We start from the raw sequence: 19,643 nt of genomic DNA, 5'->3' as shown, positions 1-19,643 counted from the left end.
TCTGACGCTAGGGCGCCGGGCCGGCCTGCAACGCTTCGAGCTTTGACAGGGCTGCCTTCCTGTACGGCATCCTGGGGGTGGCTTCAATGGCGTGTACAAGCAGCCGCAGCCGTAACCCCAGCTCGGGCGTGGCCAGGAGCGCCTGCAGGGCCGGCACGGCGCGCCCGGGTTCGACATGCAAGGCGATGTCCACCGAGGTCCGCAGCGGGCTGGAGACCATCAGTCCGCCCAGGCTCACGACGTCGAACGGGCCCAGGCGCACCTCATGGAAAGTGCAGCCCCGGGTGGACCGCAGACTGGAAATCCGTCGGTTGGCATCCACCAGCAAGGCGAGCCGGTCCGGTTCAGGGGAGCAGCCGTAGATCCAGGCCGCCGTCATCCTGCCCGCGACGACCCGCTGGCGTATGCCAGGACTAATGAGGACGGACGCCGCGCGGGCCCGGAGCTGCGGAGTGGGCCGTGTGCCCGGCGGCAGATAGCCGCGCTGGTAAAGCTGCGTCAGCACGCCGTCGGACGCCATCGCCTGAAGCTCGGGCCAGGAGAACAATGCCCCCGGAGAGTACAGCTCGGATGGCGGTGGGTCAGGCGATGGAGGGCCGTGAAGAATGACCATTCAGCCATCCTGTCGGCTCCCCGGCCCAGCAAACAGGCCCCGACCCGGTCATGTGGATAACCGGTGCGGGGCCTGCTGCAACCTGCTCAAAGCCGGGTGCCGGGCTGCTTGCTGCTAGGAGAGCTCGCTCGCTGACTTCTCTAGCTGCTCCAGCCAGGCCTCACGGGCCTCGAGGGCTTCCTTGGCGGCCTTGATCTTACGATCGTCGCCGGCCTTCTCGGCCTTGGCCAGGTCATCCCTGAGCCCGGCGATGGCCGACTCCAGCTGCGTGAGCGCGCTGTTGGTGCGAGCCTTCGTCTCCGGGTTGGAGCGCTTCCAGTTCTCATCCTCGGCATGGCGGACGGCGTCTTCGACCTTTCGCAGTCCGGCTTCGACGCGCCCCATGTCGGCGCGGGGAACCTTGCCGGCTTCTTCCCAGCGGTCACGGATGGACTGGAGCGCCTTCTTGGTGGCGGCGAGGTCCTTGATCGGAAGCAGCTCATTGGCTTCGACGAGCAGGGCCTCCTTGACCACCAGGTTGGCGCCGTATTCCTGGTCGATCTCGTCGTTGGCTGCCTGGCGGTGGGTGAAGAAGACATCCTGGGCGGCACGGAACCGGGCCCAGAGCGCGTCGTCGTCCTTGCGGCTGGCGCGCGGCGATGCCTTCCACTGGTCCATCAGCCGGCGGTATTCACCGGCGGCAAAGCCCCAGTCGGTCGAGGTCGACAGGGCCTCTGCCTCGGTGATCAGCTTCTCCTTGGCGGCCTTGGCTGCCGAGTTGGTGCTGTCCAGCTGGGAGAAGTACGCGCGGCGGTGCCGGTCAAAGACGGTACGTGCGGCACGGAAGCGCTTCCAGAGGGCATCCTCGTTGCTGCGTCCGAGCCGCACACCGCTCTTCTGCGCAGTCTTCCAGCTCTCGAACAGTTCGTTCATCCGGGCGCTGGAGGTCTTCCACTGGATCTGGGCCGGATCGTGGCCCGCGATCTCTTCAGCCTCGGCCACAATCGCCTCGCGGGCGGCGAGCTCGGCGGCACGGACGGCGTCGTGTTCGGCCTTTTCGGCCTTTTCAAGCTCGGAGATCTGCGTGGCAAGAGTGTCCAGGCGGGCCTCGGCGGAGCGAAGGTCGCCCACCATGTTGCGTTCGGCCAGCTGCTCGCGCAGGTGGGTGACGGTTTTCTGCATGTCCGTGGCGGGTGCCTTGGAGCTCACGCGCTGTTCCAGCAGGACAATCTGCGCCACGACGTCGTCATACTTCCGGGCGAAGTAGCCCAGGGCCTCGTCATCGCTGACGCCGGGGTACTGGCCAACGGGATGTTCCTCGCCGTCGACAGTCAGGAACACGTGGCCGTCGCCCTCGACACGGCCCCAGCGTGCGGCTTCGGCGAGCGAAGCGGCAGAGGACACGGTGGCCGGGGCGGCTGCCGGAGCCGCCGGGGAGGGCTTCGCCTTTGGCCGGGCGGCGAACGCTGCCGGTGACGGCGCGGGACGCGGCGCGGCGGGAGCCTCAGGAGTGCCGGCGGCCTCAGCGGCGGCCGGGGCCTCCGGGGCCTCCGGCGCAGCTTCGGCGGCAGGAGCTTCTTCGGCGGCAGGAGCTTCTTCGGCGGCAGGAGCTTCAGGAGTTTCGGCAGCTTCCGCGGCGGGCGCCTCAGCAGCCACAGGTGCGTCCTCGGCCGCAGGGGCTTCAACCTCGGGCCCGGGGGCCGTCTCCGGCTCCGTGCTGTTGGGAGCGTCTGTCGCTTGTGCTGTGCTGTGCTCTGTGCCGTGTTCTACGAACCCGGCCTCAGCTTCGGTCTCGTTGGCAGCTGCTGCTGACACTGTTTCGTCGGATTTCTGACTGTCTGTCACCGCTAGAAGTCTTTCGCTTGGAGGGAAATACCGGGGCCGGGGCCGCAAGGGCAACGGCTGGTTACTTCAGAGAGAACGAGTCTATCGTGACTGGTTCCGCAGGGGCGCCGTCTGAGGCGTTATCACCCGGTTTTAGTCCGGCGGCCGCAATATTGGCCACCACCTCCAGTCCCGAGGTCACCTTCCCCAGCACGGTGTAGCCACCCGCGGCGTCGGCCGGGATGACGGTGTCCTTGTACACGATGAAGAACTGCGTGCCGTTCCCGTAGGCGTTCCCGCCGCTCCTGGCGACGGCGATGGTTCCGGCCGGGTAGCTGTTGTCCTGCGGGGTGTTCTCCAGCGGGCCCCAGGCAAAACTCGGATCGCTGCTGCCGTCGCCGGCCTTGGAACCGCACTGCAGCACGCCGAACGTCTCGGCCGTGGTCAGCCGGTGGCAGTTGAGCCCGGCGTAGAAGTTCTGGTCCGCGAGGGACTTGAAGACGGCGGCTGCCTGGGGCGCGTTGGTGCCGTCCACTTCCACGCCGAGCGAGCCGCTGTTGAGCTTGAGTTCCCCGGTGAAGGTCTGGCCGGCGGCCGTTTCAGGCTTCGGGATGTTGTCGGCGTTGCTGGGGGAGGCCGACGGTGCGGCCGAGGGAGTGGTCAGCCCGGCCTGGGCTGCGGCGTATTCGTCCTCGGTGGGATTGGAGGAGAAAACGGTCAGCTGCAGCACCAGAGCAACGACGACCGCGGCTGTGCCTGCGCCAACGGCCAGGACATTGTCGCGCTTGCGGCGTTTGTCCTGCTCCTTGCGCAGCTCGCGCTTCGCCTCCATTTGCTGGACGCGCCGCTTGGCATCGCGGGCGCTCCGTGAACTGGCCGCCAAAAGTCCTCCTGGGTGTCGGGCCGAAACCGGGCAGCGCGTGGGCGCCGTCGCGTGTTCAGCGGTAAAGCTGCCGGCAGCCGGGGGCGGATCCGGCCGCATTAGAAGTTGCGGGCGCGGAACGCATAAACTGACTGCCGCACACAGTTTATGCATGACCGGCCTGTCTGCCGCCCATCTGATCCCCGTTTCGGACGGCCCGTTGAGGCCGCAACGCGGCGCAGGAGACTCCGGCCGGTTTTACCTGAGGAGAAAATCCACCATGGCACGCACCGCCTCCCTGTCCGGATTCCCCGAGTGGCTTCCCGAAGAGCGGCTGGTGGAGCTGCATGTGCTGGACACGCTGCGCAGGGTCTTCGAACTCCACGGTTTTTCCTCCATTGAAACCCGCGCGGTGGAAACGGTCGGGCAGCTCCTGCGCAAGGGCGAGATCGACAAAGAGGTCTACGGACTGAGCCGGCTCCAGGACGACGACGACGACAGCGCCACAGGCGCCGCCAAGTCACCCAAGGGCGATCCGCACGCCCTGGCCCTGCACTTCGACCTCACCGTGCCGTTCGCCCGGTACGTCGTCGAGAACGCCGGATACCTCGCCTTCCCGTTCCGCCGCTACCAGATCCAGAAAGTCTGGCGCGGGGAGCGTCCACAGGAAGGCCGTGCCCGCGAGTTCACCCAGGCCGACATCGACATTGTGGGCGACGGCGAACTGCCGTTCCGCTACGACGTCGAGATTGCACTGGTCATCGCCGAGGCCCTGAGTGCCCTGCCGATCCCGGCTTTCCTGCTCCGGATCAACAACCGGAAGCTGGCCGAGGGGTTCTACAACGGCATTGGACTCACCGACACCGCCGGCGTGCTGCGCAGCATCGACAAGCTCGAGAAGATCGGCCCGGCCAAGGTGGCCGACCTGCTGAAGTCCGAGCTCGGAGCCACCGACGAGCAGGCCCAGTCCGCCCTCAAACTGGCCTCGATCCGCACCGGGGACACCTCCTTCGTCGAGCAGGTCCGCGCCCTCGGCGTCAGCAACGAACTGCTCGAGGAGGGCCTGACCGAACTGGAGCAGGTCATCGCCGCTGCCGTCCAGCGCGCGCCCGGCAAGGTCGTCGCCGACCTCAGCATCGCCCGCGGCCTGGACTACTACACCGGCACCGTCGTGGAAACCGTCCTGGTCGGCCACGAACAGCTCGGATCGATCTGCTCCGGCGGACGCTACGACGCCCTCGCCAGCAAGGGGAACCGCAAGTTCCCCGGCGTCGGCCTTTCCATCGGCGTGACCCGGCTGGTCTCCCGGATCCTCAGCCAGGAACTCGCCAAGGCAACCCGGTCCGTGCCGACCGCCGTGCTGGTGGCGCTCAACAGCGATGACAGCTGGGGCGCCGCGCAGGACGTCGCCGCGGAGCTGCGCAGCCGCGGGATCGCCACCGAGGTGGCGGCCAAGGCCGAGAAGTTCGGCAAGCAGATCAAATTCGCGGACCGCCGCGGCATCCCCTTCGTCTGGTTCACCGACGACGACGGCAAGCACCAGATCAAGGACATCCGCTCCGGCGAGCAGGTCGACGCCGATCCGGCCACCTGGGCTCCGGCCGCGGAGGACCTGCACGTCCGGGTCCTGAAAGCCTAGGCGGCGGCTCTGCGGCGCCGCAGCCGGCGCCGCAGCACCAGGAAGCGCCCGGCCGCGCCGACGGCCAGCACCGCCGCCATGCCCAGCACCGAGGCGGGCGGCAGGGTGACGGCCAGCAGCAGGCAGCCGAGGAAGCCCAGCGCGTTGAGCCAGCGCGGGGCATGCCAGGGACGCGCGGCCAAGGTGAAGGCGGCGGCATTCGTCACCGAGTAGTAGACCAGCACGCCGAAGCTGGAGAAGCCCACAACGGTCAGCACGTTGGTGCTCAGAAGCAGCACGACGACGGCGGCCGCGACGGTCAGTTCGGCGAGGAACGGCACCGTGTGCGCGCCGGCCACCCGGGCCAGCGGGGACGGCAGGTCACGTTCGCGCGCCATTGCCATCGCGGTCCGGCCCACTCCCGTGATCAGTGCCAGCAGCGCGCCGAGGCACGCGGCCGCCGCGCCCGCCTGCACGAACGGGGCCCCCGCGCTGAGCTGCGAGCTGGTGACGGCGTCGAGCAGCGGCGCCGTCGACCCGGCCAGCTGCTCCGCCGGCAGATGCCACTGCAGCAGCAACGCCAGCCCGAGATAGATGACGAAGGCCGCGGCCAGCGCCGCGAGAATGGCCCGCGGAATGGTGCGGGTGGGGTCCTTGACCTCTTCGCCCAGCGTCGCGATCCGCGCGTAACCCGCGAAGGCAAAGAACATCAGCCCGGCCGCGGGCAGCACACCCCAGCCGCCCGCCGCGGCACCGGCGACACCGGCAACACTGCCGTCGCCGTCGGATGCAGGATGCGGCCCCAGAATCGCGGCGGCCGCCACGAACGCCAGGGTGGCGAGGACCACGCCCAACAGGATCCGGGTCAGCAGCGCGGTCCGGGTGATCCCGAGCAGGTTCACGCCGGTCAGCACCACGACGGCGGCCACCGCCAGCGGCGTCGCGTATTCCGGCGCCACATAGTGGCCGAACGTGAGGGCCATCGCCGCGCAGGAGGCGGTTTTTCCGGTCACGAAGCCCCAGCCGGCGATGAAGCCCGGCCATTCGCCCAGCCGGTTCCGTCCGTAAACATAGGTGCCGCCGCTGGAGGGGTACTGGGCGGCCAGCTGGGCCGAGGCCACCGCGTTGCAGTACGCGATCAGACCGGCCAGGGCCACCGCGACGGCCAGCAGGGGACCGGCCAGGGCTGCGGCGGGCGCGAAGACCACAAACACGCCGGCGCCCAGCATGGAGCCGAGCCCGATCGCGGTCGAATCCAGAACACCGAGGCGGCGCTGCAGCTGCCCGGGTGTGTGCGGGTCAGGGGAGGGCGTGTTCTGATGGCGGCTTGCCATGGCGGGAGGGGCCTTTCCAGCGGGTAAACTCGAACGGGATCGTTCCAGTAGCGATCCTATTGAACATGAGTTCTGATTTCCCTCTGTCTTCTTCAGAAAGGCGTGCTGTGCTGCGCACACATGACCTCGGATCCCTTCGCTCCGAGCACATTGGACAAACCGTAACCCTCGCCGGCTGGGTCGGCCGGCGTCGTGATCACGGTGGTGTCGCCTTCGTGGACCTGCGCGACGCTTCGGGGGTGTCCCAGGTGGTCGTCCGTGAAGAGGAAGTCTTCCACGGGCTGCGCAACGAGTACGTGCTGCAGGTCACCGGCACCGTCTCCCGGCGCCCCGAGGGCAACGAGAACCCGGCGCTGGCAACCGGCGAGATCGAGGTCATGGCCGAGAAGGTCACCATCCTCAACACCTCCGAGCCGTTGCCGTTCCAGATCGACGAGCACGTCGAAGTCGGCGAGGAAGCCCGCCTCAAGCACCGCTACCTGGACCTGCGCCGCCCCGGCCCCGCCCGCAACATGCGCCTGCGCTCCGAAGCCAACCGCGTGGCCCGCGAACTGCTCCACCAGGACGGCTACGTCGAGATCGAAACCCCGACGCTGACGCGTTCGACGCCGGAAGGTGCCCGCGACTTCGTGGTCCCCGCGCGCCTGGCACCGGGTTCCTGGTACGCGCTGCCGCAGTCCCCGCAGCTGTTCAAGCAGCTCCTGCAGGTCGGCGGCTTCGAAAAGTACTACCAGATCGCCCGTTGCTACCGCGATGAGGACTTCCGCGCGGACCGCCAGCCGGAGTTCACCCAGCTCGACATCGAAGCCAGCTTCGTCGAGCAGGACGACATCATCCGGCTCGGCGAAAGCATCGTCAAGGCACTGTGGAAGCTGATCGACGTAGAGATCCCGACGCCGATCCAGCGCATCACCTACCACGATGCGATGGCGCGCTACGGTTCGGACAAGCCGGACCTGCGCTTCGGACTGGAACTCACCGAGCTGACCGAGTTCTTCAAGGACACCAACTTCGGGGTCTTCAAGGCACCCTACGTCGGTGCCGTCGTGATGCCGGGCGGGGCCTCCCAGGCCCGCCGTGCGCTCGATGCCTGGCAGGAATGGGCCAAGCAGCGCGGCGCGAAGGGCCTGGCCTATGTCCTGTACAAGGAAGACGGCGAGCTCGCCGGTCCCGTGGCCAAGAACCTGACCGACACCGAGCGCGCCGGACTGGCCGAGGCCGTTGGCGCCAAGCCGGGCGACTGCATCTTCTTCGCCGCCGGGGACAAGTCACCGTCCCGCGCCCTGCTGGGCGCCGCCCGCGTGGAGATCGGCCACCGCACCGGGCTCATCAACCCGAGCGACTGGGCCTTCTGCTGGGTCGTCGACGCCCCGATGTTCGAACCGGCCGCAGCGGCCGTCGCGTCCGGTGACGTCGCCGTCGGCGCCGGGCAGTGGACCGCCGTGCACCACGCGTTCACCTCGCCCAAGCCCGAGTTCATGGACAGCTTCGACAAGGATCCCGAATCCGCGCTGTCCTACGCCTACGACATCGTCTGCAACGGCAACGAAATCGGCGGCGGCTCCATCCGTATCCACCAGAGCGAGGTGCAGGAACGGGTCTTCGAGCTGATGGGCCTGGACAAGGCGGATGCGCAGACCAAGTTCGGCTTCCTGCTCGAGGGTTTCAAGTTCGGCGCGCCTCCCCACGGCGGCATCGCGTTCGGCTGGGACCGTGTGGTCGCGCTGCTGGCCGGAGTGGAGTCCATCCGCGACGTCATCGCCTTCCCGAAGTCCGGCGGCGGCTTCGACCCGCTGACCCAGGCTCCGGCCCCGATCACGGCGCAGCAGCGCAAGGAGGCCGGCGTGGACTTCAAACCGGAAGCCAAGAAGGCGGACGGCACCAAGTAGGCTGACCTGATCAGCGGCAAAGGCTCTCCGGGAAACCGGGGAGCCTTTGCTGTCGCATCTGCTGTACTGGAATCCCCGCGGGAAGGCTGGACGTTGTGCCGGACGGAAAGGGCCCCATGGAAACAAAGCCGATGACCGGGCTTGAGGAGCTGATGGATGCAGCGTGGCCAGCCGCCGAGCGGGAGCAATCCGGCGGCTGGGTGCTCCGCGCTGCCTCCGGCGTGACGCAGCGCGCAAACTCCGTCTGGCCCGGCGACCCCGGGGTCGACGCCCATGGGCTGCTCGCCGCGCTCCGGGAGGCACGCCTCTGGTACCGGAACCGCAGGCTGCCGCTGATCTTCCAGGTCTTCGAGGACCCGCGCTACGCGCCGCTCAACGCCGTACTGGACCAGGAAGGGTTCACCCGCCAGTCCGAGACTCTCGTGCTGGTCCGGGACGGTGGGACGGACTCGCCGGCTCGTGACAGCGGAGTGGAAATCTCCGTCGAGCCCTCCCCGGAGTGGCTGCGGCTGTGGTGGAGCGTGGACGGCCGCGGTGACGGGACTGCCCTCGCCGTCGCCCGCGGGATCCTCGAACGCTGCCCCTCGCTGTACGCCCTCGTGCGGGACGACGACGGCCGGCCCGCCGCCGTCGGGCGCCTTGCTCTTCCGCCGGGCGGGACGGGCGGGATGTACTGCATGGCGACCCGCCCGGACGCGAGGCGGCGCGGTTATGCCGGCCGGATCCTGCAGGCCCTGCTGCGCGAAGGGCACGCCCGGGGCCTGAGCAGCTACTGGCTGCTCGTGATGGCTTCCAATGCCGGAGCCCGGGAACTCTACGCCCGCGCCGGTTTCCAGGCAGCCGGCCGGTACCTTTACCGGCAGGAACGGCCGAAGCGGCACCTGACCGGCTGCTGAAACGGGCGGCACCGAACGCCAGGGCCGACACCGAGCCGGCCACGGCAGTTTCGCACCGACGACCGGACATCCCGCCGGGACTAGTCCTCGTTGGCCGGCCGGTGAGCGAGAAGGACTGCCTGCGGCGTCGTTTCGTGCGGACGTGCCTGGCGCGTCAGCTGGGCGATCACGATGAAGCCGGCGCCGGCCAGGAGTCCGGCGATGACCTCCGGTGTGAACAGATGGGACTCCATCGACACGTCGTGCCCGTAGGCGCGTGAGAGATGCCGATGGCCCTCTCCGACCTGGAAGCTGAGCAGTGCATGGCCCCCGGGCGCCAGAACGCGGAAGAATTCAGAGAAAATCCGGGGAAGATCCCCGGGCAGCGAATGGATCATCGAATACCAGGCAAAGACTCCGCCGAGCTGCATGTCCGCGTACGGAAGTTCCGACAGATCGGCGACCTCAAAAGAGAGCTCCGGAGAGGTTCCCCGCGCCACGGCAATCATTCCGGCGGACAAATCAATCCCGGAAACGGCCACCCCCAGAGACGCCAGCAACCGGGTCATGCGGCCGGTTCCGCAGCCGGCGTCGACCACCGGACGGGCAGTCCCCTCGAACACATGTTGGACGAACGCTTCGATCATGCCGCGGTCCGTCGGTGCTTCGAAGCTGGCGTCGGGCAGCAAGCTCGCGTAGCTTTCCGCCACCGTGTCGTACGCAGGGCGGAGCGCGCGGCTGTCAATGCGGGGGCCGGAAGCGTTCCCACGCTGATTGCCGGGTCATTCCCAGCGCCCCGCCAATGCGCGCCCAGCTGATTTTTCGTTCACGCGCGGTCTCTACCCAGGCGCTCAGTCGCTCTTCGACCTGGGAGGCGACGGCAGCGACTTCCGGCAGGTGCGCCAGCAGTTCGTCATCACTCATTTTCGCCCAGGGAGACACGGTCCCGGGTTCTTTCGTGCTGCTGAACAGTTCCATGGCCGCCGTGGCACAGTCCTGGCAGATTGCGACGCCGGGACCCGCCACCAGTCGACGTGAAGTGCTGGACGAATTCGCGCAGAAGCTGCACATGATTGGACCAGCCAAAGGCAGTTCATGTTGCACGGCGTTCTCCCTGCGAGTGATTGGCCACGAGTCCAGCATAGTTGACTTGTCAGGGAAATCCTGACAGCTTGTCAGGCGTGACCTTACAACGAGTTGCTGCCGACGGAGCCCGGGCACCCAGCAGGACGCCGCTCCGGCGGCTAGTGCCGTTCCGGAAGTTGTGGATTGCCAGTGCGTTAGAGGGCATCGGGGACGAAGGAATGATTCTTAACGCTGCCACCATGTTCGGCAGCGCCGCCACGGCGGTTTATGCCCTCAACGTCCTGGGACTTAGCCCCGCTGTTTTCGCGCTGCTGAGCACTTTCGCCGCCATGGGCGGCCTTGTTGCCTCCGTCTCTGCGCCAGCCCTTCTGACGCACTTCGGCATCGGAAGGACCAGGATTCTCGCCAGCATCGCCTGCGTCCCGGCTGTCGCGCTGACGCCCCTCGCCCAGGTCCTGCCAGGGTTCCCCGCACTCTGGCTCGGCGTTTCCGCGTTCGGTTGGGCGTTCCTTGTGGTGGTCATCTCGGCATCGGGCGCAGGTATCATCCCGCGCATCTCACACTTCCGCAGGCTCGGGACAGTCATGGCCAGCAACAGACTTTTTGTTCTCGGAGTCATGCCGGCCGCCAGCCTCGCCGGGGGCGCCCTGGCCGAATGGGTAGGTGTCCAACCGGTGCTCTGGATCTGGGCACTGCTCGCCGGCGCCTCCGCCATCCCAATCGTGCTTTCGCCGATGCGGACCTGGACGGAACTCCCGGCAGGTTCCGACTCTTGACGTCTCGCAATGGCCGACTGACGATCAAGCTGGTGGGGGAGCTGATGGAACCCATTAGGTCGTGAGTGCTGAGGTGCGGGGCAGGCGCCGGATTGCCGCACCGAACGGCAGTTCAGTCTCACGCCGCTATGTGGTCCACATCTCTTAATTGTCACGGCCTCGTGATGAGATTGAGGCATGGAAAGCAGCACAGCGTGGAGTCTGGAGAGCAGGGAGGCCATGGCGGCCGTCGCGGCGTCCGTTGCTGCGCTGGCTGTCTTCACCGGTTCCGGGGCGGAGAACGCTGATCCCTCCGGCAGTAGTTCAATCGGGGATGCCGAATCTGATACGTTGCGGGACGCTGATCCGTTGCGGGAGCTGGCGGATGCGTGCCTGGGCGGGCTCGCGGAGTTGGCCCGGAGGGACGCCCGGAGCGCGGCGTTGAAGGTCAGGTTCACCGCGGATTACGCGGAGGCGGCCCGGGCGCTGGCGTCCCCGGGAGCGTCCCCGCATGACCGCGCCGTCCACGAGATGGCCTTGGTCGCGGAGGTCGCGGGTGTCCTGACGGTCAGTGAACACGCCGCCGGTGCCCTGCTGGGCGAGAGCCAGGCCCTGACGACTGTGCTGCCGCTGACCCTGGGAGCTTTGCAGGCCGGGACGATCTCCTGGGCCCACGCCCGGATCATGGTGGAGGAAACCAGCAACCTGGATCCGGCCGGGGCGGCCGCATTGGAGGCGCACTTCCTGGACCCGGACGCACCCAACCCGGCCCGGGGCTGCCCGGCCGGGGAGCTCGTTCCGGGACGGTTCCGCGCCAAGGCACGTGCCTGGCGGGAACGCCACCACCCGGTCAGCATCGAAAAACGCCACACCAGGTGCGCTGCGGACCGGCGGGTCGAGTACGTCCCGGACCGGGACGGGATGGCCTGGCTCTCCGCCTACCTCCCGGCCGACACCGCCGCGGGGATCTGGGAACGGACCACCGCCGCCGCCCGCGCGCTGCAGGGCCCGGACGAGCCCCGGACCCTCACCCAGCTCCGCGCCGACGTCGCCGCCACCTTGCTCCTCACCACCGGCACCGGCACCGGCGCCGGTACCGATGCCGATGCCGATGCCGATGCCGATGACAACGGCGGGTGCGGGGGTGTGCCGGTCCCTCGGGCCCAGGTCCTGGTCACCGTCCCGGTCCTGTCGCTGCTCGGCGCCACCGACGAACCGGCTGTCCTGGGCGGGTACGGGCCGATCCCGCCGTCGATGGCCCGCCGTCTGGTCGCCGACGGCGCGGGTTCCTTCTACCGGGTTCTGACGGATCCGCGGGACGGGGCGCCGCTGGAAATCGGCCGGACCAGCTACCGGCTCACGAAGGCTATGCGCCACTGGCTGCGGCTCCGCGACGGCAGATGCCCGTTCCCCGGCTGCAACAACCCGTCTCTGGACAACGAGGCCGACCATGTCCTGGCCTGGGCCGACGGCGGCACCACCGGGATCTCCAACCTGGGCCAGCCCTGCCGCAAGCACCACCGCCTCAAGCACGGCTCCGGCTGGACACCGTCCGGGGCCAGTAAAGACAAACCGCCGGGCTGGACCTCACCCTCAGGACGGCACTATCCCAGCGAACAGCAGGACTGGGAACCACCCGACTGCCCGGACCACCTCCTGCGCACGGACAAAGACTTGGACCTGGACCCACCCCCGGATCCCGGCCCGGACCCCGCTTTGGACCTGCCCGCGGATCCCTTCCCGGACTGGTATCTATTCCCGGCCGGGCACCAAATCCCCGCCGCAGAAACGGACTGGCGAGAGCCTGACGAGGGCTCCTGCCTGGAAACCTTCCTGATCCACTCCGCCTGAACGACTCGTTGCACGCCGTTTCAGCGCGACGGCCACGCCGGTGGAGGCGGCCCTGCACCGCGGAGTTGCCTGCAGCCACCTGGAGTGACCTGCCGGTGGAAGCCTGGGCGGCGACGGTCGGCGTCGTAATTTGAATGATAGGGAAAATCACGAGTCAACGCGCCCCCCTGTTCACCCGACACCGGCGTCACTAGGATGTCGGGCACACAGGGCAGGGCTTTCAGTGGGTGCCATCCGGGCAAGGTAGCCGGCCCGGGGAGGAATGTCATGCCGAACGGAAAGCCGAACATTCTGGTCATTTGGGGGGATGACATTGGTATCACCAACCTGAGCTGCTACAGCGACGGGTTAATGGGATACCGCACACCGAACATTGACCGCATCGCCGCGGAAGGCATGCGGTTCACGGACTCCTACGGCGAACAAAGCTGCACCGCCGGACGGGCGTCATTCATCACCGGGCAAAGTGTGTTCCGCACCGGACTCAGTAAGGTCGGCATGCCCGGGGCCGACCTCGGGTTGCGCGCCGAGGACCCCACCATCGCCGAGGTCCTCAAGCCCCACGGCTATGTGACCGGCCAGTTCGGCAAAAACCATCTGGGCGACAAAAACGAATTCCTGCCCACTGCACACGGCTTCGACGAGTTCTACGGCAACCTGTACCACCTGAACGCCGAGGAGGAACCGGAGTCACCCAACTGGCCCAGTGTCGAGGAATTCCCCGGATTCAACGAGAGGGCCCGGCCCCGCGGGGTCATCCGCTCCTGGGCGACCGGGGACGACGATGACACCGTCGACGGGCGGTTCGGCCGCCGCGGCCGGCAGCGCATCGAGGACACCGGCCCGCTCACGAAAAAGCGTATGGAGACGATCGACGAGGAGTTCGGGGCTGCCGCGAAGGACTTCATCGGTCGCGCCACTGCGGCAGGTGACCCGTTCTTCGTGTGGATGAACACCACGCACATGCACTTCCGCACGCACCCAAAGCCCGAGAGCATCGGGCAGGCCGGCCGCTGGCAGTCGGAGTACCACGACACCATGATCGACCACGACAAGCTCGTCGGCAGCCTCCTGGACCACCTCGACGAGCTGGGCATCGGTGAGGACACGATCGTGATGTACTCCACGGACAACGGCCCGCACATGAACACCTGGCCCGACGGCGGCATGACCCCGTTCCGCAGTGAGAAGAACACCAACTGGGAGGGTGCGTTCCGTGTCCCCGAGCTGATCCGCTGGCCGGGCCACATTCCGGCGGGCGTGGTCTCGAACGAGATCGTCCAGCACCATGACTGGCTGCCGACGTTCCTCGCCGCCGCGGGGGACACGAGCACGGTCGACGAGCTCAAGCAGGGCAAGTCCATCGGCGGCCGCACCTACAAAGTGCACATCGACGGCTACGACCTGCTGCCCTACCTCACGGGCGAGGCCACCGAGAGCCCCCGCAAAGGACTCGTGTACTTTTCCGACGACGGCGACGTGCTGGCTATGCGCTACGACAACTGGAAGGTCGTCTTTATGGAGCAGCGGGTGCAAGGCACGCTCCAGGTGTGGTTCGAACCCTTTGTGCAGCTGCGGGTCCCGAAGGTGTTCAACCTTCGCACCGACCCCTTTGAACGGGCCGACATCACCTCGAACACGTACTACGACTGGGTGTTCGAAAACGCCTACCTCGTCTTCGCCGCCCAGGCGCTGATGTCGCAGTTCCTGGCCACGTTCGAGGAGTTCCCGCCGCGGCAGAGAGCCGCGAGCTTCAGCATCGACCAGGCCGTGGAGAGACTGCAGGCGTTCCTGGCGGGCGGCGATTGAACCGGAATCCCGACACGCCGTCCGTCGTTCCCGAGGGCTTCGTCCGGATCGACGGCGGCGTGTTCACCATGGGCTCGGATGGGCACTACCCGGAGGAGGCGCCGGCGCACGAGGTGCGGGTCGCCGGTTTCTGGATCAGTCCGACGGCGGTCACCAACCGCGAGTATCTGCGCTTCGTCCGGGAGACCGGATACCGGACGGTTGCGGAGCGGCCGCTGGACCCGTCCATGTTCCCCGGTGCGCCGCCGGAGAACCTTGTCCCGGGCTCGATGGTCTTCTCGGGAACATCCGGGCCCGTCGACCTGAAGCACCTCAGCCAGTGGTGGGCGTGGACACCCGGGGCGAACTGGAGACGGCCCTTCGGACCAGGCACCTCCATCGCCGAGCGCGCAGACCATCCGGTGGTCCACGTAGCGTACGAGGATGCGGAAGCCTACGCCGGGTGGGCCGGATACCGGCTGCCGACGGAGGCGGAATGGGAGTTCGCCGCGCGGGGCGGCCTCGACCGTGCACGGTTCACCTGGGGAGACGACCCCGAGACCCCCGGCATTCCCCGCGCGAACTACTGGCACGGCGACTTCCCGTGGCGGGCCCGCCGCGGCTACGGCTCGACGGCACCGGTGGGTTCCTTCCCGCCGAACGGATACGGGCTCTACGACATGGCCGGCAACGTGTGGGAGTGGACCAGTGACTGGTATCGGCAGCACAACGCCGGCGACGGATGCTGCGCCCCGATAGATCCCCGGGGCGGTGACCGGGACGCAAGCCTGGACCCACGGCAGGCCCCGGTGCCCCGCAAGGTCGTCAAGGGCGGCTCGTTCCTCTGTGCCGACAGCTACTGCCTGCGCTACCGGCCCGCCGCCCGCCGCCCGCAGATGATCGACACCGGGATGAGCCACATCGGATTCCGCTGCGCAGCCCCGCTCACTGGGCCGGTCGCCGCAACACTCGCCAGGCCGTAGCCGTTCCTACGCGGGCGGATCCGTCACCAGGATACGCACGGCGCACAAGTCCGCCGCGGCCTTTTTCAGGACCGCGGCGCGCGGGTCCGGGACGTCCAGGAACGCCAGCCTCGGCCGTGCGGCGAACCGTTTCAGCACCGGTTCGGCGAGGACCTGTTCGGCAAGGGTCCGGTCTCCGCCGGGTGCCAGGTACTCGATCCGGTGGTCCGCGAAGATCCGGGCGGCATGCTCCGCCACGGCCTCCACCAGGGCATCGGCCTGGTTCGCCCGCCGCCGGGCAAAGCGCTGCTGGGACCAGCCTCCGGCAGCTGTCCGCGACTGGACGTGCCGCGTGCCGGTTTTTGCGGCGAGCACCGCCCCGCCGCTCACCACCGCCACGGAGTAGCCGCCGCGGCGGACCAGCACGGCTCCGACGCTCCGCGGCTGGGACGCCAGGGAGGCGAGGCGGGCGACGGCGTCGCCGCCGCGCCCCGGACGGCCGTCCACCGGCCACGGTGCCTGCAGCAGGGCCGCGGCCCCGTCCTCGGCAGTCAGCTGCAGCCCACCGTCGAGCTCCTCCTCGCGGAGGGGGCCGTGGCTTGCGGCGAAGCGCTCCACCCAGCCCGGCAGCCGGGCGCCGGAGACGAACGCCACACGGGTCTCGGTGGTTGTCATGGCGCGGGTCTCCGTTGTGAGGTGTCGGGGCGGGCGGGAACTAGAAGTAGCCTATCTATGTGGATGATCTCTTTGGCGCAGGACGGGACAGCGGCGGCGCTATCGAGGATGACGGCGACGCCGCGGAATCGGGGGAGGGCCGCGCTCCCTCGCCGCGCAGCCCGCTCGCCGTCCGGATGCGGCCGCGGACTCTCGACGACGTGGTGGGCCAGCAGCATCTCCTCGGGCAGGGCTCGCCGCTGCGCCAGCTCGCCGCCGGCTCCGACGCCACCGGCCCCGCGGGTCCCAGTTCGCTGATTCTTTGGGGGCCTCCCGGCACCGGCAAAACCACGCTCGCCCACGTCATCGCCAAGGGCCCCGGCCGGAAATTCGTCGAGCTCTCCGCCATCACCGCCGGCGTCAAGGACGTCCGCCGCGTCATGGATGAAGCCCTCACCGCCCGCGACCTCTTCAAGACCACCACCGTGCTGTTCCTGGACGAGATCCACCGCTTCAACAAGGCTCAGCAGGACGCGCTGCTGCCCGGCGTCGAGAACCGCTGGGTGGTACTGGTCGCCGCGACCACCGAAAACCCCTCCTTCTCCGTCGTCTCCCCGCTGCTCTCCCGGTCCCTGCTGCTGACGCTCAAACCGCTCACCGACGCCGACGTCGAGGCCCTGCTGCTGCGGTCCGCCGCTGACCCCCGCGGGCTGGGCGGCAAAGTGGAACTCAGCGACGAGGCCCTGGCGCACCTGGTCCGGCTCTCCGGCGGGGACGCCCGCCGGGCGCTGACGGCGCTCGAGGCGGCGGCCGGCGTCGCTTTCGGGGACGCGGACAACCCCGACACAGTCGGAGCAGGCACAGCCGGAGCAGGCACAGCCGGAGCAGGCACAGTCGTCGCCGGTGCAGCCACCGGGGCGGACGGGGAAGCCCCGGTGAAGATCGGACTCAAGCACACGGAGCGTGCCCTCGACGTCGCGTCCGTGCGCTATGACCGCGCTGGCGACCAGCACTACGACGTCGCCAGCGCTTTCATCAAATCCATCCGGGGTTCCGACGTCGACGCCGCCCTGCACTATCTGGCCCGGATGCTCGAGGCGGGGGAGGACCCGAAGTTCGTGGCCCGCCGCATCGTCATCTCGGCAGCCGAGGACGTCGGAATGGCAGACCCCACGGCGCTGCAGACCGCCGTCGCAGCCGCACAGGCCGTCCAGCTGATCGGTATGCCCGAGGGCCGCATCATCCTGGCGGAGGCCGTCGTCCACCTGGCCACGGCACCCAAATCGAACGCCGCGTACATGGGCATCAACCAGGCGATCGCCGACGTCCGCGCCGGCCTTGGCAACGGCATCCCCGCCCATCTGCGCGATGCCCATTACCCGGGGTCCAAACAACTGGGCCACGGGCAGGGCTACAAATACGCCCATGACGCGCCCCACTCGGTGGCCACCCAGCAGTACCCGCCGGACGACCTCGTGGGGCGCAACTACTACGAGCCGACCGCCAACGGCGCCGAACGGGACATCTCCACCCGGCTGGAGCGGCTGCGCAGGATCATCCGCGGCAAGTGACCGCGGACCCGCAAACTGCCCGTTGACTTCCGGTCCGCGAGGTCTAACGTGGACTTAAGTCAGCAAGGAGCAGCTGAACGTGCGTGCCTGGTCGGGGACAGCAGCACATATTGCCGGCTCTTCGCTTCCCGGGTCCCAGGATGTCGGCCGGCACATCAATAGCCTGTCTTCGTGCAAGGCTTCGTCGCCCACATTGCAAGGTCGTGCCTCCCATGCCCGTCAATTTCGTCACAGCCCTGGCCGTTAAGTCCTTTGATCTCCCGGACAAGAAACGTTGCCCGGACAACGCCGAATTCGATCTTGTCACCGTGAACGACTACTCGGTGGCGCGGCTGATCCTCGGCCCGGGCTGGCGGTGGTCCGAGTCCATCAGAGCCTTCGAGGAGACGGAACTCTGCGAGCACCACCATCTCGGCTTTTGCATCTCCGGGGTGATGGAAGTGGAATCCGCCGATGGACTGCGCTCCACCATCCGCGCCAACGATACCTACGCGATTCCGCCCGGCCACGACGAATGGGTGGCGGGGCCCGACCCGTTCGTGGCGGTTGAATTCCTGGGCGCGGCGTCCTTCGGGCGGCGCAGCGGCCGGGGTGTGCATGCCCGGACCTGACGGTCCGCCGCCCCCGACATGGTAAGGTTATTCGTTGTCTGGCAAGGCACGGACGCACAATCCACCTGATTTCGGCATTTCACGCTGTTGCGTTGAATTCTGATGGGTTTGCGCTGTGCCCAGTAGCAAAAGGCAGCGGTTGGCCGATGCTCTCCATCGTGGAGGCCAGTAACACTGACACACCGCAGATATTGGAAGGACACAAGTGGCTAACAACACTCGTGCTCGCCGTACCGCACGCCTTTCGCGTGCACTCGGCATTGCTCTGACCCCCAAGGCCGCCAAGTACATGGAGCGCCGTCCGTACGGCCCCGGTGAGCATGGCCGTGCCCGCAAGAAGCAGGACTCCGACTACGCCGTACGGCTGCGCGAAAAGCAGCGTCTGCGCGCCCAGTACGGCATCCGCGAAGCCCAGATGACCCGTGCCTTCGAAGAAGCACGCCGCACCAAGGGCCTGACCGGTGAAAACCTGATCGAACTGCTCGAAATGCGTCTCGACGCCCTCGTGCTGCGTGCCGGCTTCGCCCGCACCATTGCCCAGGCCCGCCAGCTGGTTGTCCACCGCCACATCCTGGTCGACGGCATCCGCGTTGACCGCCCGTCTTTCCGCGTCTCCGAGGGCCAGCTGGTCCACGTACACAGCCGCAGCGAGTCCATGCCTCCGTTCCAGGTCGCAGCAGCCGGCGCCCACCGCGACGTCCTGCCGATGGTTCCGGCCTACCTGGACGTCAAGCTTGACGCCCTGCAGGCACGCCTGGTCCGTCGCCCCAAGCGCTCCGAGGTCCCCGTGACCTGCGAAGAGCAGCTCGTCGTGGAATTCTACGCACGCTAGATCCAACGCGACACCTTACAAAGAAGCCCGTGGCAAGCGCCGCGGGCTTCTTTGTATGTAAGGTACTTGGGGGAGTTCTGCGGTTGCCGGCTGTGTCAGCCGGAGGTGCCCGCAGGGACACGACGCAACAAGGAGATGAACGACTATGACTGGTGGCGATATTGCCGGCCTGATCGCGGCCGGGGTGTTTGCACTGCTGGTCCTGCTGCTCGCCGTGCCGATTCTGAAGCTCGGGGGAGTGTTCGACGAAGTACGGACCTCGATCCGTTCCATCAGCGACGGCGCGACCCCGCTCATGGATGAAGTCACGGCGACCGTCTCCACTACCAACGAGCAGTTGAAGAAGGTTGACGGGATCGCGAACAACGTCTCGGACGCGTCGGCCAACATCTCGGCGTTGTCCTCGCTGGTGGCTGCCACCGTGGGTTCGCCCCTGATTAAGGTCGCCTCCTTCAGCTACGGCGTTCGTTCGGCCTTCACCGCCCGTAAAAAGCCCGCCACCGGCCGCCGCAGCCGCTAATCCCAGCTGGAGAACCTGA

Annotated in this window: 18 protein-coding genes; 11 read left to right on the top strand and 7 right to left on the bottom strand. The window is 67.9% G+C overall.

The window, feature by feature from the left end:
- Window positions 1-7 precede the first annotated feature (7 nt).
- From ABIB29_RS05740 to ABIB29_RS05730, 3 genes are all read right to left on the bottom strand, one after another.
- Window positions 8-547 (bottom strand): hypothetical protein, encoded by a 540-nt coding sequence (locus ABIB29_RS05740; protein WP_354170858.1) that lies wholly within the window; start codon window positions 545-547, stop codon window positions 8-10.
- Window positions 548-727: 180 nt separating this feature from the next.
- Window positions 728-2,437, bottom strand: a complete 1,710-nt coding sequence (locus ABIB29_RS05735) for a DUF349 domain-containing protein (RefSeq protein WP_354170856.1) — start codon at window positions 2,435-2,437, stop codon at window positions 728-730.
- A 61-nt stretch (window positions 2,438-2,498) separates the two neighbouring features.
- Window positions 2,499-3,299, bottom strand: coding sequence for a peptidylprolyl isomerase (locus tag ABIB29_RS05730; RefSeq protein ID WP_354170854.1), 801 nt, complete (start codon window positions 3,297-3,299; stop codon window positions 2,499-2,501).
- 259 nt (window positions 3,300-3,558) lie between these two features.
- Here ABIB29_RS05730 and hisS point away from each other — a divergent pair, with 259 nt between their 5' ends.
- Entirely contained in the window at window positions 3,559-4,917 is a 1,359-nt protein-coding gene (gene hisS / locus ABIB29_RS05725; protein WP_354170852.1) for a histidine--tRNA ligase, read from the top strand.
- Here hisS and ABIB29_RS05720 read toward each other — a convergent pair.
- A complete protein-coding gene (locus tag ABIB29_RS05720; RefSeq protein ID WP_354170850.1) occupies window positions 4,914-6,230 on the bottom strand; it encodes an APC family permease in 1,317 nt (438 codons plus the stop codon). The genes hisS and ABIB29_RS05720 overlap by 4 nt on opposite strands.
- Window positions 6,231-6,337: 107 nt before the next feature.
- Between ABIB29_RS05720 and aspS the strand changes: the two genes are divergently transcribed.
- Window positions 6,338-8,119: an aspartate--tRNA ligase gene (gene aspS / locus ABIB29_RS05715; protein ID WP_354170849.1), complete on the top strand. Its 1,782-nt coding sequence runs from the start codon at window positions 6,338-6,340 to the stop codon at window positions 8,117-8,119.
- A gap of 116 nt (window positions 8,120-8,235) precedes the next feature.
- Window positions 8,236-9,015 carry a GNAT family N-acetyltransferase gene (locus tag ABIB29_RS05710; protein WP_354170847.1) on the top strand — a complete coding sequence of 260 codons (780 nt, stop codon included), beginning with the start codon at window positions 8,236-8,238 and terminating at the stop codon, window positions 9,013-9,015.
- 80 nt (window positions 9,016-9,095) lie between these two features.
- On the opposite strand, the gene ABIB29_RS05705 is transcribed toward ABIB29_RS05710, so the two are convergent.
- Both ABIB29_RS05705 and ABIB29_RS19965 read right to left on the bottom strand, forming a co-directional pair.
- On the bottom strand, window positions 9,096-9,683 hold the full coding sequence (locus ABIB29_RS05705) for a class I SAM-dependent DNA methyltransferase (protein WP_354170845.1): 588 nt from the start codon (window positions 9,681-9,683) through the stop codon (window positions 9,096-9,098).
- Window positions 9,684-9,735: 52 nt separating this feature from the next.
- Window positions 9,736-10,065 (bottom strand): ClpX C4-type zinc finger protein, encoded by a 330-nt coding sequence (locus ABIB29_RS19965; RefSeq protein ID WP_502915566.1) that lies wholly within the window; start codon window positions 10,063-10,065, stop codon window positions 9,736-9,738.
- Between the two features lie 233 nt (window positions 10,066-10,298).
- Here ABIB29_RS19965 and ABIB29_RS05690 point away from each other — a divergent pair, with 233 nt between their 5' ends.
- The 4 genes from ABIB29_RS05690 to ABIB29_RS05675 all read left to right on the top strand — a co-directional run bounded on the left by ABIB29_RS05690 (window position 10,299) and on the right by ABIB29_RS05675 (window position 15,457).
- Complete coding sequence (locus tag ABIB29_RS05690; protein ID WP_354170844.1) at window positions 10,299-10,856, top strand: MFS transporter; 558 nt, start codon at window positions 10,299-10,301, stop codon at window positions 10,854-10,856.
- Between the two features lie 177 nt (window positions 10,857-11,033).
- The gene (locus ABIB29_RS05685; RefSeq protein WP_354170842.1) at window positions 11,034-12,686 is read left to right on the top strand and encodes an HNH endonuclease signature motif containing protein; all 1,653 of its coding nucleotides are present in this window, start codon (window positions 11,034-11,036) and stop codon (window positions 12,684-12,686) included.
- Window positions 12,687-12,953: 267 nt separating this feature from the next.
- Window positions 12,954-14,495, top strand: coding sequence for an arylsulfatase (locus tag ABIB29_RS05680; protein ID WP_354170840.1), 1,542 nt, complete (start codon window positions 12,954-12,956; stop codon window positions 14,493-14,495).
- Window positions 14,492-15,457: a formylglycine-generating enzyme family protein gene (locus ABIB29_RS05675; RefSeq protein ID WP_354170838.1), complete on the top strand. Its 966-nt coding sequence runs from the start codon at window positions 14,492-14,494 to the stop codon at window positions 15,455-15,457. Before ABIB29_RS05680 ends, ABIB29_RS05675 begins: the two co-directional genes overlap by 4 nt.
- Window positions 15,458-15,463: 6 nt before the next feature.
- Here ABIB29_RS05675 and ABIB29_RS05670 read toward each other — a convergent pair whose 3' ends face one another.
- Complete coding sequence (locus ABIB29_RS05670; RefSeq protein ID WP_354170836.1) at window positions 15,464-16,111, bottom strand: acVLRF1 family peptidyl-tRNA hydrolase; 648 nt, start codon at window positions 16,109-16,111, stop codon at window positions 15,464-15,466.
- A gap of 59 nt (window positions 16,112-16,170) precedes the next feature.
- Between ABIB29_RS05670 and ABIB29_RS05665 the strand changes: the two genes are divergently transcribed.
- The 4 genes from ABIB29_RS05665 to ABIB29_RS05650 all read left to right on the top strand — a co-directional run bounded on the left by ABIB29_RS05665 (window position 16,171) and on the right by ABIB29_RS05650 (window position 19,624).
- Window positions 16,171-17,661: a replication-associated recombination protein A gene (locus ABIB29_RS05665; protein ID WP_354170834.1), complete on the top strand. Its 1,491-nt coding sequence runs from the start codon at window positions 16,171-16,173 to the stop codon at window positions 17,659-17,661.
- Window positions 17,662-17,873: 212 nt separating this feature from the next.
- Entirely contained in the window at window positions 17,874-18,272 is a 399-nt protein-coding gene (locus tag ABIB29_RS05660; protein ID WP_354170832.1) for a cupin domain-containing protein, read from the top strand.
- A gap of 205 nt (window positions 18,273-18,477) precedes the next feature.
- Window positions 18,478-19,104: a 30S ribosomal protein S4 gene (gene rpsD, locus ABIB29_RS05655; protein WP_024364981.1), complete on the top strand. Its 627-nt coding sequence runs from the start codon at window positions 18,478-18,480 to the stop codon at window positions 19,102-19,104.
- 145 nt (window positions 19,105-19,249) lie between these two features.
- Window positions 19,250-19,624 (top strand): DUF948 domain-containing protein, encoded by a 375-nt coding sequence (locus ABIB29_RS05650; protein WP_024364980.1) that lies wholly within the window; start codon window positions 19,250-19,252, stop codon window positions 19,622-19,624.
- Window positions 19,625-19,643 lie beyond the last annotated feature (19 nt).

The sequence above is a fragment of the Arthrobacter sp. UYEF36 genome, assembly GCF_040547025.1.
Taxonomy (GTDB): Bacteria; Actinomycetota; Actinomycetes; order Actinomycetales; family Micrococcaceae; genus Arthrobacter.
This window is presented reverse-complemented; position numbering and strand designations above follow the sequence as displayed.